This is a genomic window from Brenneria izbisi (genome assembly GCF_025840185.1).
Classification (GTDB): domain Bacteria; phylum Pseudomonadota; class Gammaproteobacteria; order Enterobacterales; family Enterobacteriaceae; genus Brenneria; species Brenneria izbisi.
Map to the genome: position 1 here is coordinate 171,766 of NZ_JAMPJU010000001.1, position 12,645 is coordinate 184,410.

Annotated in this window: 12 protein-coding genes; 9 read left to right on the top strand and 3 right to left on the bottom strand. The window is 52.0% G+C overall.

Features of this window, described 5'->3' with window-relative positions; translation table 11 throughout:
* Positions 1-24: 24 nt before the first annotated feature.
* The gene (pdxY, locus tag NC856_RS00815; RefSeq protein WP_264088506.1) at positions 25-882 is read left to right on the top strand and encodes a pyridoxal kinase PdxY; all 858 of its coding nucleotides are present in this window, start codon (positions 25-27) and stop codon (positions 880-882) included.
* 49 nt (positions 883-931) lie between these two features.
* On the opposite strand, the gene gstA is transcribed toward pdxY, so the two are convergent.
* Positions 932-1,540: a glutathione transferase GstA gene (gstA, locus tag NC856_RS00820; RefSeq protein WP_264088508.1), complete on the bottom strand. Its 609-nt coding sequence runs from the start codon at positions 1,538-1,540 to the stop codon at positions 932-934.
* A 463-nt stretch (positions 1,541-2,003) separates the two neighbouring features.
* Here gstA and acnA point away from each other — a divergent pair, with 463 nt between their 5' ends.
* Together acnA and NC856_RS00830 are read left to right on the top strand one after the other, a co-directional pair.
* Positions 2,004-4,676 carry an aconitate hydratase AcnA gene (gene acnA / locus NC856_RS00825; protein ID WP_264088509.1) on the top strand — a complete coding sequence of 891 codons (2,673 nt, stop codon included), beginning with the start codon at positions 2,004-2,006 and terminating at the stop codon, positions 4,674-4,676.
* Positions 4,677-4,809: 133 nt separating this feature from the next.
* Positions 4,810-6,450, top strand: a complete 1,641-nt coding sequence (locus NC856_RS00830) for an ABC transporter substrate-binding protein (RefSeq protein ID WP_264088511.1) — start codon at positions 4,810-4,812, stop codon at positions 6,448-6,450.
* 46 nt (positions 6,451-6,496) lie between these two features.
* Here NC856_RS00830 and ribA read toward each other — a convergent pair whose 3' ends face one another.
* Positions 6,497-7,090: a GTP cyclohydrolase II gene (gene ribA, locus NC856_RS00835; RefSeq protein ID WP_264088512.1), complete on the bottom strand. Its 594-nt coding sequence runs from the start codon at positions 7,088-7,090 to the stop codon at positions 6,497-6,499.
* Positions 7,091-7,293: 203 nt separating this feature from the next.
* Here ribA and pgpB point away from each other — a divergent pair, with 203 nt between their 5' ends.
* The 5 genes from pgpB to yciH all read left to right on the top strand — a co-directional run bounded on the left by pgpB (position 7,294) and on the right by yciH (position 11,291).
* Positions 7,294-8,061: a phosphatidylglycerophosphatase B gene (gene pgpB / locus NC856_RS00840; RefSeq protein WP_264088513.1), complete on the top strand. Its 768-nt coding sequence runs from the start codon at positions 7,294-7,296 to the stop codon at positions 8,059-8,061.
* Between the two features lie 374 nt (positions 8,062-8,435).
* On the top strand, positions 8,436-8,744 hold the full coding sequence (locus NC856_RS00845; protein WP_264088514.1) for a LapA family protein: 309 nt from the start codon (positions 8,436-8,438) through the stop codon (positions 8,742-8,744).
* 13 nt (positions 8,745-8,757) lie between these two features.
* Entirely contained in the window at positions 8,758-9,927 is a 1,170-nt protein-coding gene (gene lapB / locus NC856_RS00850; RefSeq protein WP_264088515.1) for a lipopolysaccharide assembly protein LapB, read from the top strand.
* Between the two features lie 294 nt (positions 9,928-10,221).
* Positions 10,222-10,965, top strand: a complete 744-nt coding sequence (gene pyrF / locus NC856_RS00855; protein WP_264088516.1) for an orotidine-5'-phosphate decarboxylase — start codon at positions 10,222-10,224, stop codon at positions 10,963-10,965.
* Positions 10,962-11,291 (top strand): stress response translation initiation inhibitor YciH, encoded by a 330-nt coding sequence (yciH, locus tag NC856_RS00860; RefSeq protein ID WP_264088517.1) that lies wholly within the window; start codon positions 10,962-10,964, stop codon positions 11,289-11,291. Before pyrF ends, yciH begins: the two co-directional genes overlap by 4 nt.
* Positions 11,292-11,339: 48 nt before the next feature.
* Here yciH and osmB read toward each other — a convergent pair whose 3' ends face one another.
* Entirely contained in the window at positions 11,340-11,552 is a 213-nt protein-coding gene (gene osmB, locus NC856_RS00865; protein WP_039359270.1) for an osmotically-inducible lipoprotein OsmB, read from the bottom strand.
* A 340-nt stretch (positions 11,553-11,892) separates the two neighbouring features.
* Here osmB and araD point away from each other — a divergent pair, with 340 nt between their 5' ends.
* Complete coding sequence (araD, locus tag NC856_RS00870) at positions 11,893-12,588, top strand: L-ribulose-5-phosphate 4-epimerase (protein WP_264088518.1); 696 nt, start codon at positions 11,893-11,895, stop codon at positions 12,586-12,588.
* Positions 12,589-12,645: the final 57 nt, after the last annotated feature.

Genomic DNA, 12,645 nt, shown 5'->3' on the forward strand with positions numbered 1-12,645 from the left:
AGGCAAGGATTTGAGTCGTTCCTAATGAAAAACATACTTTCCATTCAATCACACGTTGTTTTTGGTCACGCGGGGAATAGCGCCGCCGAGTTTCCGATGCGTCGGATGGGCGCAAACGTTTGGCCGCTGAATACCGTGCAATTTTCCAACCATACGCAATATGGGCGCTGGACCGGTTGTGTGATGCCCGCCAGCCATTTGACGGACATTGTGCAAGGGATGGCGGATATCGACCGTCTGAAAGATTGTGATGCGGTGCTGAGCGGCTATATTGGCTCAGCGGAACAGGGTGAGCATATTTTAGGCATTGTGCGTCAGGTAAAGGCGGCCAATCCAGCGGCGGTATATTTTTGTGATCCGGTAATGGGGACGCCCGAAAAAGGATGCATTGTTGCGCCGGGGGTGGCTGAATTTCACTGCCGCCAGTCGTTACAGGCCGCCGATATGATTGCCCCTAATCTGCCTGAATTGGAACTGCTCGGCGGTAACCGCGTGCATAACGTAGCGCAAGCGGTTGAAACGGCGCGAACACTGTGCTCGCAAGGGCCGAAAATTGTGCTGGTGAAACACCTCAGCCGTGCTGCTTATCGAGATGATAGTTTTGAAATGTTGCTGGTGACGCCGGATGATGCCTGGCATATCAGTCGTCCTCTGGTGGCGTTTGATCGTCAGCCGGTGGGGGTGGGCGACCTGACCAGCGGATTATTGCTGGTGAATTTACTAAAAGGCGTCGCGCTGGACAAAGCGCTGGAACATACCACCGCGGCGGTCTATGAAGTGATGTTGATGACGAAAGAGATGAATGAATACGAATTGCAACTGGTGGCGGCCCAGGACGGCATCGCCAATCCCCGCCATCATTTCCAGGCGGTTCGCGTGTAAAGCTGAGCAAGCCCCGTTTATGGCGGCGGCATAAACGGGGCGACGATTTTTATCCTTTCAGGCGTTCAATTTTGAGCGCCATCGCCACTGACGGACGTTCGGCGATATGGTCGAGATAGGCCGCCAGCGCGGGATAGCGGAACATATCCAGTTTTAATGACTGCGCCCAGCGCATTACGGTAAACAAATAGGCATCCGCAACACTAAAGCGGTTGGCAACCAGATAATTCTGCTCGCTCAATACCAGATTGATATAGCGGAATTTTACCTGCAAGTATTCCACTAATAGTTCTTTGTAGGTTTCCGGGGTGCTGGGACGGAAGATCGGGGTGAAAGTTTTGTGCAGTTCGGCCGCGATATAGTTCAGCCATTCAATGGTGTGATAGCGGGCCACGCTGCCCACCGGTGCAATCAGGTTACAGTGTGGAACCAGATCCGCCACGTATTGGGCGATAGCGACGCCTTCGGTCAGCATGGTGCCATCATCAAGTTGTAGGGCCGGTACGAGTCCTTTCGGGTTGAATTGTAAAAAATCCATGCCATGTTCGGTTTTTTTGGCGCGCAGATCCACCTTTTCAAGTTTGAATTCTAATTTGGATTCCAGCAGCACAATGTGAGTAAAGAGAGAACTGCTTCCGGCTTTGTAAAACAGTTTCATGCAAACCCCTTGATATTATTATTTTATCGATAAGATGATGGCTAAAACGTTTATTCAATAAACATATTATGTGCTTTTACGACAGAACAGTTTTACTGCAAACGGTTTTACTACAAACAGTTCTACTACAGATAATAGGTTGAGGCTGTGAAGCAATTAACTAAACGCAAGTAGTAGATCAACACATCCAGATGAAAGTAAGCGTTAACGTTAAATATATCGTCCAGGACGTTACTATCTTTACTTAATTTATCAGCAACGAAAGTTTTTTTTCCATTTTTATAGGCTCCCTCGCAATAGCATTTTTCAATAGTAAATGGCTATCACTGCATTCATCTCACTTTGTTACGAAAACGTTATGTTTTGTTTGTGTTATCTTTAAGCAAGACCATATGTTCAAGCCGGTTATTAAAGGACTGGCTAACACAGAATAACAATTCGCCACGTCACTTTGGGAGGAAGCATGTCAGTTCATTTTCGCGATACGTGTCTGGATTCTCTGACAGTTCGGCAGCAACCCTACCTTTATTACAGCTTACCTTTGGCCGCCCGGCAGTTGGGTTCACTGGATAGCCTGCCCAAGTCTTTGAAGGTTCTACTGGAAAATCTGTTGCGTCATCTGGATGGGAATACCGTCCAGCTGGCCGATCTACAGGCCGTCGTTTCCTGGCTGAAAACCGGGCATGTCGAGCGGGAAATCGCTTATCGTCCGGCACGAGTGCTGATGCAGGACTTCACCGGCGTACCCGCGGTGGTCGATCTGGCCGCCATGCGCGCCGCGGTGCAACGTCTGGGGGGCGATGTGAAAAAAGTCAATCCGCTGTCGCCCGTGGATCTGGTGATTGACCACTCAGTGACGGTTGACCACTTTGGCGATAAGCAGGCGATGGTGGATAACACGCAACTGGAAATGGTGCGCAACCATGAGCGCTATCAGTTTCTGCGCTGGGGGCAAAAGGCTTTCAGCCACTTTCGAGTGGTGCCGCCGGGAACGGGGATCTGTCATCAGGTGAATCTGGAATATCTGGCTAAGGCGGTCTGGTATGAAACACGCGGCGACAAGGTGATCGCTTATCCCGATACGCTGGTCGGCACTGACTCCCACACCACCATGATTAATGGTCTTGGCGTATTGGGTTGGGGCGTTGGCGGCATTGAAGCCGAGGCAGCCATGCTGGGACAACCGATCTCCATGCTGGTGCCTGATGTCGTTGGCGTCAAACTGAGCGGAAAAATGCGCGAAGGCATTACCGCAACCGATCTGGTGCTGACGGTAACGCAAATGTTGCGAAAACAGGGGGTGGTGGGCAAATTCGTCGAGTTTTATGGTGATGGGCTGGATTATTTACCGCTGGCGGATCGCGCGACTATCGCGAATATGGCGCCGGAATATGGCGCGACCTGCGGTTTTTTTCCGATTGACCAAATCACACTGGACTATATGCGGTTAACCAACCGCAGCGATGAGCAAATCGCCCTGGTGGAAGCCTACAGCAAGCGGCAAGGGTTGTGGCGCAATTCGGGTGACGAACCGGTGTTTACCAGTCAATTGGCATTGGATTTGGGAGACGTGGAAACCAGTCTGGCCGGCCCGAAGCGGCCTCAGGATCGGGTAGCGCTGGCTGATGTGCCGAAGGCGTTCAACGCCAGTAAAGAACTCGACGTGAATACCATAAAAGATCGCCCGGACTATGAAACCTTCGCCCTGGATGGCGAAACGCACCGACTTTATCAGGGCGCGGTCGTCATCGCGGCCATCACGTCCTGTACCAACACCTCCAACCCCAGCGTGTTAATGACCGCGGGGTTGCTGGCGAAGAATGCCGTTAAACGCGGGCTGAAGAAAAAACCGTGGGTGAAAACCTCGCTAGCGCCCGGTTCACGCGTGGTAACCGATTATTATGACAAAGCCGGACTGACGCCTTACCTTGATATGCTGGGATTTAATCTGGTGGGGTATGGCTGCACCACCTGTATCGGCAATTCCGGGCCGTTGCCGGACAGCATTGAGATGGCGATTAAAAAAGGCGACTTAACGGTGGGCGCGGTGCTGTCAGGAAACCGTAACTTTGAGGGGCGTATTCATCCGCTGGTCAAAACCAACTGGTTGGCGTCTCCGCCGCTGGTGGTGGCTTATGCGTTGGCGGGCAACATGAATATCGATCTTACGCGTGAACCGCTGGGCGAAGATCCGCAGGGGAACCCGGTCTACATGCGCGATATCTGGCCTTCCGCGCAGGAAGTGGCCGCCGCCGTATTGAATGTCAGCGCCGATATGTTTCACAAACAGTATTCAGCCGTGTTCGAAGGCACTCAGGAGTGGAAAGATATCGAGGTGGATGACAACCCGACTTATCAATGGCCGCAGGATTCGACTTACATCCGTCAGACGCCTTTCTTCCTTGAAATGGGTAAAACGCCTGAGCCGATAGAAGACATTCATCACGCGCGCATTCTGGCCATTCTGGGCGACTCCGTGACCACCGACCATATCTCTCCCGCCGGAAACATCAAGCGCGACAGCCCGGCTGGACGCTACCTGCTGGAACGCGGCGTAGAAACCAATGAATTCAATTCATATGGTTCACGTCGCGGCAATCATGAAGTGATGATGCGTGGGACGTTCGCCAATATTCGTATCCGTAACGAAATGGTGCCCGGTACCGAGGGGGGGTATACACGTCATGTGCCTTCGCAAAATGAGATGACCATTTACGATGCGGCGATGCGTTATCAGCAGGAAAAGGTGCCATTGGCGTTGTTCGCCGGCAAGGAATATGGCTCTGGTTCCAGTCGTGACTGGGCGGCGAAAGGGCCTCGTTTGCTGGGCGTGCGCGTGGTGATTGCCGAATCGTTTGAGCGTATCCACCGTTCGAACCTGATTGGGATGGGCATTCTACCGCTGGAATTCGAACAGGGCGTCACGCGGAAAACCTTGCGCTTGACCGGGGATGAGCAGATATCCATCACCGGCCTGAACCAGTTGACGCCGGGCGCCACGGTTGATGTCGTTCTTAAGGACAGCGCGGGAAATCGCTCGGTGATAAAAACCCGTTGCCGGATTGATACGCACAATGAACTGACGTATTACCAGAATGACGGCATTCTGCACTATGTGATCCGCAATATGCTGTAACCCGCCTCACTGACGCAGGTTCCCGCCTGCGTCAATTCCTTATATAAGTTATCGTCTTCGGGCAGCGATTCTGGTTATGCTGTGATTGAAGCAAAAAAACGCGATTCATCGTCCAATTATAACAGGAGGTTATATGTCTGATGTCATCAGAAAGCCATTTAGAATATCGTTGCTGCTTTCCTCGCTGGCAATGTGCGCCGTGGCGCCGGTGACGAGTGTGTTTGCGGCAACGGTTCCTGCCGGTGTAACGCTGGCGGCAAAACAGGAACTGGTGCGTGGAAACGGGTCGGAACCGGCGTCGCTCGATCCCCACAAGGTGGAGAGTGATGTGGAAGGACACATCATTAACGATTTTTTTGACAACCTGGTGCGCATCAATGACGACGGCACTGTGCAGCCACGATTGGCGGAGCGTTGGGATAATCAGGATAACACCGTCTGGACGTTCCATCTGCGGCGAGACGCAAAATGGTCGGACGGCACGCCCATCACCGCCGATGATGTGGTTTACAGTTGGCGGCGTCTGAGCGATCCCAAAACACTCTCACCCTACAGTAGTTATGTAGCCGGCATGCATGTAAAAAACGCGGCGGATATTCTGGCCGGGCGGAAAACGCCCGACACGCTGGGTGTTAAAGCGCTGGACAGCCACACGTTTCAGGTAACGCTGGATCGGCCTATCTCCTACTTTCTGGCGATGTCGGCGTTCTACGTGTTGGTGCCGCTGCCGAAGGCGGTTATCGAAAAATATTCCGCGAACTGGACTCAGGTGGGAAACTTTGTCAGCAGCGGGCCTTATACGCTCAGTGAGTGGGTGGTGAATGAGCGCATTGTCGGTAAGCGGAATCGCCAGTATTGGGATGATGCGCGTACCGTGATTGATAAAGTAACCTATCTGCCGATCAGTTCGCCGACGGCGGAGTTAAATCGCTATAAAGCCGGCGAAATCGATATTACCAACACCTTGTCGCCGATTCAGTTTTCCGCATTGCAAAAAGAATTACCGCAAGAAGTTAAGATATCGCCGCTATTAGGCACCTATTTCTATCAGTTCAATACCCAAAAGCCGCCATTCAATGATGCGCGCGTGCGGCGGGCGTTGGATCTCAGCCTGGATAAAACGGTGATTGCCGAAAAAGTGCTGGGCATGGGGCAGAAACCGGCTTATACCCTGCTGCCCCAAAACACCGGCGGTTATACGCGGCAGGCGCCGGAATGGGCGACCTGGACTCAGGCGCAGCGTAACGCGGAAGCGAAAAAATTGATGGAGCAGGCCGGGTTCAACGCGAAAAATCCATTACGTTTCAGTTTGCTCTACAACACCTCCGAAGCCCATCTGCGCGTGGCCATCGCCGCCAGTTCCATGTGGAAGAAAAATCTGGGTGTGGACGTCACGCTACAGAATCAGGAGTGGAAAACCATGCTGGATACGATTCGTTCAGGCAACTACGCGATGGTGAGATACTCCTGGATAGGCGATTACAATGAACCAAGTACCTTCCTGGATATTTTGCAGTCCCATAACAGCAACAATAATTCCAAGTTCAGTAATGCGGATTATGACGCCTTGCTACAACAAGCGCTGACTGAAAACAGCAGGCAGTCGAAACAGGCGATTTATCAACAGGCGCTGACGATCCTGAACCAGCAGATGCCGCTATTGCCGCTCTACTATTATGTTCAATCGCAGATGGTGAAACCTTACATTGGCGGTTTTTCGACCACCATTCGCGGGGAATACTATACGCAGGATATGTATGTGATTAAACATTAAGGGAAAGATCATCGGCGCAACGCGCCGATGCTACCTGAACAGCGGGTTATTTGCTATCCAGCAGGTGGCCCATCTTGGCGGCCTTGGTTGCCAGATAGTGTTCGTTTTTCGGATTGCGACCAACCTGCAATGGCACGCGCTCCACAATATTGATCCCCGCTTCATTAAGAATTTTGACCTTCTGCGGGTTATTGGTCAGTAAACGCACCTCGTTGACGTCCAGTAGTTTGAACATATCCGCGCACAAGGTGAAATCACGCTCGTCGGCGGCAAAACCCAACTGATGATTGGCTTCCACCGTATCGGCGCCCAAATCCTGCAAGGCATAAGCCCGAATTTTATTCAGCAGGCCGATATTGCGTCCTTCCTGACGATGGTATAACAACACGCCACGGCCTTCTTCAGCAATGTGGCTTAGCGCCGCTTCAAGCTGGAAACCGCAATCACAACGCAGGCTAAACAAGGCATCGCCGGTCAGACACTCGGAATGCACTCTGGCCAGTACCGGCGTCGGGTCTGAAATATCGCCATAAACCAATGCAAGATGATCGTGTCCGGTGGCAATTTCTTCAAATCCTACCATCAGGAAATCGCCCCAGGGGGTGGGTAACTTGGCCTCTGCCACCCGTTTTAGCTGCATGTTATTCTCCAAAAAACAAAAATGCTGACGCGCATCCTACTGCCGGATCAGGGGATTGACCAGCAGGAAATGATGGGGCAATCGCTCGCTCATTGACAGAACTGAGAGCTATTTTACGCCATACTGACAGTGCATGTCAGTTTTTCTGATAGTATTGTAAAAAAAATGTTTCCCGGCATCACGCTGAATTATAGGAAGAAAAGATGTTTGAAATCGCCAGAAGAACCACTATCGGTGCGGGGCTGCTGCTTATCATCCCCTGTATTATTTGGATGAGCGGATGGCAATGGCAGCCGGAATATGATGGTTGGTGGGTAAAAGCATTGTTCTGGTCAACCGAAACCGTCACCTCGCCGTGGGGGACGTTGACCAGCGCGGTATTAAGCGTCTGGTTTTTATGGTGTCTGCGTTTCCGGTTAAAGCCCGCGCTGGGGGTGCTGGTGATCATGGTGATTACGGTGCTCATTGGGCAAGGGGTAAAATCCGGGATTAAGGAATGGGTGAAGGAGTCGCGGCCTTTCGTGGTCTGGCTGGAAGAAAAGCATCAGATTGACGATCGCTATTTCTACTCCTTACCGCGCAAAGAGCGCGGCGAACTGGTGCGATCCCAACTGGAAAGCGAACAACAGATCCCGACCTGGTTGCGGCAACACTGGCAGTTTGAAACCGGTTTTGCTTTTCCTTCCGGGCATACTATGTTCGCTGCAACCTGGGCGCTGCTGGCGGTCGGGCTATTGTGGGCGCGGCGGCATTACAAAACCGTCGTGGCGCTGATGATATGGGCCAACGCGGTGATGGTAAGCCGTTTGATTTTAGGTATGCATTGGCCGCGCGATCTGATTGTCGCCACCCTTATCAGTTGGCTGCTGGTGGTGGTCGCCTGCTGGCTGGCTCAGCGCTGGTGCGGTCCGCTGTCATTACAGCGGGAAGAGATCAGTGAGCAGGCCGCCGAGGATAAGGCAGACAACTAACCGTTATCCACCATGGCGCGTGATACAAATGACTGAGATAAATGGAGTGACTCAGCCATTTCTGCTTGTCTCATCCCTTCGCTATAATAAAGCGTAGCGATCTTGACTAATAATCGCTGCTCATCCTGTTTTGACCTGTTTTCCCTCCTGCTGACGCACGATGTCATTTTTATTCAGCCTGGAATAAATAACAAACACAGGCGGCGACGGTGGCGGATATCGTGCAAACGGTATGCCTGGCGGCGGCACGGGGGTTAAGGGAACAAGCGGAAGCGCGAATTTCCCAGTCTGGGTGGGAAATGGTAATTTAATGGGGTTTAGCGCCGAAATTTGGCATAATTCATTTGGTTAATGCGATATCACAGGAAAAGAACGTGAAATATTTGCTGATTTTTTTACTCGTGCTGGCGATATTCATCATTTCTGTCACACTGGGCGCGCATAACGATCAGGTCGTTACGTTTAATTATTTGCTGGCGCAAGGGGATTATCGCGTATCGACGCTGCTTGCCACGCTGTTTGCGCTGGGTTTTGTCCTTGGCTGGGTAATCTGTGGTCTGTTTTATCTGCGTCAACGCATTGCGCTGGGCCGCGCACAACGTAGAATCAAGCGTCTGGAGCAACAACTTTCCGACTCGAACCAGGAAAATGTGACGCCAGCAGCACAGCCTGCCACCCACTAAGGAATTATTTTCTATGTTAGAACTGCTGTTTCTGTTGCTGCCTGTGGCCGCCGCTTACGGCTGGTACATGGGCCGCAGAGGTGCGCAGCAGGATAAAGATCAGGAATCTAACCGTCTGTCGCGTGAGTACGTGACCGGCGTGAACTTCCTGCTCTCTAATCAGCAGGACAAAGCTGTCGAACTTTTCCTGGATATGCTTAAAGACGACAGCAATACCTTTGAGGCTCACCTTACGCTGGGCAATCTGTTCCGTTCTCGCGGTGAAGTGGATCGCGCTATCCGCATTCATCAGGCGTTGACCGAAAGCGCCTCTCTTACGTTTGAACAACGGTTGCTGGCGGTGCAACAGCTTGGGCGGGATTACGTGGCTGCGGGATTGTACGACCGTGCGGAAGAGATTTTCAACCAATTGGTTGATGAAGAGGATTTTCGCCGCAGCGCATTGCAGCAGCTATTGCAGATTCACCAGTCAACCAGTGATTGGCTTAATGCCATCGACGTTGCCGAAAAACTGGTGAAAATGGGTAAAGATGCGCTTCGGGTGGAAATCGCGCATTTTTACTGTGAACTGGCGCTGCTGGCCATGAGCAGCGACGATTTGGATAAGGCGCTGTCGCTGCTGAAAAAAGGCGCGGCGGCGGACAAACAGTGCGCGCGCGCTTCCATCATGATGGGCCGTATTTATATGGCCCGGCAGGACTATGCGCATGCGGTGGATTCGCTGCAACAGGTTCTTGATCAGGATAAAGAACTGGTCAGTGAAACCTTGCCGATTTTGCAAGAGTGCTACCAGCACCTGCAACAACCGCAGAATTGGTCCGATTTTCTCAAGCGTTGCGTTGAGGAGAATACGGGGGCGACCGCCGAACTAATGCTGGCCGATATCCTTGAGCAAGAGCAGGGCGCAGAAGCGGCGCAGCTTTATATCAACCGCCAGCTTCAACGCCATCCCACCATGCGTGTGTTTCATCGACTGATGGATTTTCATTTGCACGAAGCCGAAGACGGCAGAGCGAAAGAGAGCCTGGTGGTGTTACGTGATATGGTTGGCGAGCAGATCCGCACCAAGCCGCGTTATAGCTGCCGCAAATGTGGTTTTACCTCGCAGTCGTTATACTGGCACTGTCCTTCCTGCCGTACCTGGGCAAGCATCAAACCGATCCGTGGATTGGACGGTCAATAAGCCCGGTGCGCCCATCATCACCTTCCCTTGTTGTGCAAAAGACAGTGACGTTTTTTCTTTTTTAGTTACAACATACTGATCACAACATAACATCACCATTCCAGAAGGTACGCGTTAATATCCGCTTAACAGCGGCGGTTCCGGTTCAAATCAGGTAGCCGCAGTAAAAGGGCTGTCATCATGCGAAAGAGGAACAACCGCAACAGGCGGCTGGGATTTCAGGGGCTGGAGATGTAGAATGCGGCGGGGAATTTTTGGCGCGATTAATGGTTTTGCTCAATCAAGAGGTGACATGTGACACACAACAATCTGCAAGGACATAGTCTGACTTCTTCATCCCCGATCATTGTGGCGCTGGACTACGCCGATCAGCAGGCTGCATTGTCATTTGTTGATCGCATCGATCCTCAGGATTGCCGTCTAAAGGTGGGCAAAGAGATGTTTACATTGTTTGGCCCACAGTTTGTGCAGGCGCTGCATCAGCGCGGTTTTGATGTTTTTCTCGATCTGAAATTCCACGATATTCCCAATACGGCGGCGCATGCGGTCGCGGCGGCAGCCGAACTGGGCGTGTGGATGGTGAATGTCCATGCCAGCGGCGGGGCGAGAATGATGAAGGCGGCGAAAGAGGCGTTATTGCCTTATGGCGGCGATGCGCCGTTATTGATTGCCGTGACGGTGCTGACCAGCATGGAAATGGATGATCTGCGAGAATTGGGGATCACCGTCAGTCCGGCGGAGCAGGCGGAAAGGTTGGCGCGACTGACCTCTCATTGTGGTCTTGATGGCGTGGTCTGCTCCGCGCACGAAGCACAGCGTCTGAAAGAGATATGTGGCGATCAATTCAAACTGGTGACGCCGGGCATTCGTCCGGCGGGCAGCGAGGCTGGCGATCAACGCCGTATCATGACGCCGGTTCAGGCTCAGGATGCGGGGGTGGATTATATGGTGATTGGTCGTCCGATTACTCAGTCCAGCGATCCGGCTCAAACGCTGCGGGATATCCGTGCTTCGCTGCGAAGCGAGGTGGCGTCATGAGCAGCAGCGATAACAGCCGTCTGGTGTATTCCACTGAAACTGGACGTATCAAACCGGAAGAAGAGCGAGTAGTTCGTGCGCCAGGCGACGGCATTGTTCGCATTCAGCGGCAGACCAGCGGACGCAAGGGAAAAGGCGTTTGTGTCATCAGCGGTATCGATCTGGATGATGACGCCCTGGGCAAGCTGGCCGCGGAATTAAAGAAAAAATGCGGTTGCGGCGGCGCCGTTAAAGATGGCGTAATTGAGATTCAGGGCGATAAACGCGATTTACTGAAGCAATTGCTTGAAGCCAAAGGAATGAAAGTCAAACTGGCGGGTGGATAAGCATGAATAACAGCAGGCTCGTAAATCAGCCTGCTGTCAGAGAATTCGTTAGTCTACCTGACGGCCAATCAAACCACCGATCGCCGCGCCACCCAATGTACCCAGTGTTCCGCCATCGGTTAAGATGGCACCGCCTACGGCGCCGGCGCCAGCGCCAATTGCTGTGTTACGATCGCGTTTAGACATATTTGAACAGCCAGCCAGAGTAACCGCCAAAGTAATGGCTAATGCAGCAGTAGCAAAACGTTTGTTTAACTTCATGTATTTCCCCTTCTGATTCCTGGCCTCACGCATTTTAAGTGAGGAAAATATCGAAAAATAACTTTTTCACGGTATTAAATAATAACGTGCCGCCATCCTTTGCTTAAAGCGTAGTATATTCATCGGAAAATGGCGTAACAGGTAAAAACTCTTAATTCCCACACATCAATTTATAGATAGCAAGAATTGGTAAAAAACAGAGACTTTTGGCAATGCGCAGCAGGTATTAAATCCTGCGTTGCAGCAGAACGTCACCGGATCTTTAGCGATTTCACCCATAGCGAGGCATGAGCGTGACCGCGAGAATGGCATAATAGTCCTGTCGCTGGTGGAGACCTGCATGTTGGAAGCGCTAAAAAAACAGGTGTTGGATGCTAATCTGGCATTACCTCGGCATCATTTGGTGACATTTACCTGGGGAAATGTCAGCGCGGTGGATCGTCAGCAAGGTCTGATGGTGATCAAGCCATCAGGGGTTGAATATGCGGCGATGACGGTAGACGACATGGCGGTGGTGGATCTGGCAAGCGGGGAAGTCGTGGAAGGCGGAAAAAAACCCTCTTCGGATACTGATACCCACCGTGTGCTGTATCTGGCGTTTGCCGATATTGGCGGTATTGTACACACCCATTCCCGTCATGCCACGATCTGGGCGCAGGCTGGAAAAGATATTCCTGCCTGGGGAACCACCCATGCTGATTATTTCTATGGCGGCATTCCCTGCACGCGCCGGATGACGGACGAAGAGATCAACGGACGTTATGAATGGGAAACAGGCAACGTGATTGTTGAAACCTTCCAGACTCGCCAGCTTTCACCGGCGGATGTGCCTGCGGTTTTAGTCAACTCGCATGGCCCGTTTGCCTGGGGTAAGGATGCCGATCACGCGGTACATAACGCCGTCGTGCTGGAAGAAATCGCTTATATGGGGATTTTTTCGCGTCAGTTGACGCCAGAACTGCGTGATATGCAACAAACCTTGCTGGATAAACACTATCTGCGTAAACACGGTAAAAATGCTTATTACGGACAGTAATTTATAAGCGATTCACGCCGGTAAGCAATCCCTCCGGCGGAGGGATTGCTTTGCAGG

Coding starts and splice junctions, on each gene's coding strand:
- pdxY (WP_264088506.1), top strand. CDS start 25: ATGAAAAACATACTTTCCATTCAATCACACGTTGTTTTTGGTCACGCG.
- gstA (WP_264088508.1), bottom strand. CDS start 1,540: ATGAAACTGTTTTACAAAGCCGGAAGCAGTTCTCTCTTTACTCACATT.
- acnA (WP_264088509.1), top strand. CDS start 2,004: ATGTCAGTTCATTTTCGCGATACGTGTCTGGATTCTCTGACAGTTCGG.
- NC856_RS00830 (WP_264088511.1), top strand. CDS start 4,810: ATGTCTGATGTCATCAGAAAGCCATTTAGAATATCGTTGCTGCTTTCC.
- ribA (WP_264088512.1), bottom strand. CDS start 7,090: ATGCAGCTAAAACGGGTGGCAGAGGCCAAGTTACCCACCCCCTGGGGC.
- pgpB (WP_264088513.1), top strand. CDS start 7,294: ATGTTTGAAATCGCCAGAAGAACCACTATCGGTGCGGGGCTGCTGCTT.
- lapB (WP_264088515.1), top strand. CDS start 8,758: ATGTTAGAACTGCTGTTTCTGTTGCTGCCTGTGGCCGCCGCTTACGGC.
- yciH (WP_264088517.1), top strand. CDS start 10,962: ATGAGCAGCAGCGATAACAGCCGTCTGGTGTATTCCACTGAAACTGGA.
- osmB (WP_039359270.1), bottom strand. CDS start 11,552: ATGAAGTTAAACAAACGTTTTGCTACTGCTGCATTAGCCATTACTTTG.
- araD (WP_264088518.1), top strand. CDS start 11,893: ATGTTGGAAGCGCTAAAAAAACAGGTGTTGGATGCTAATCTGGCATTA.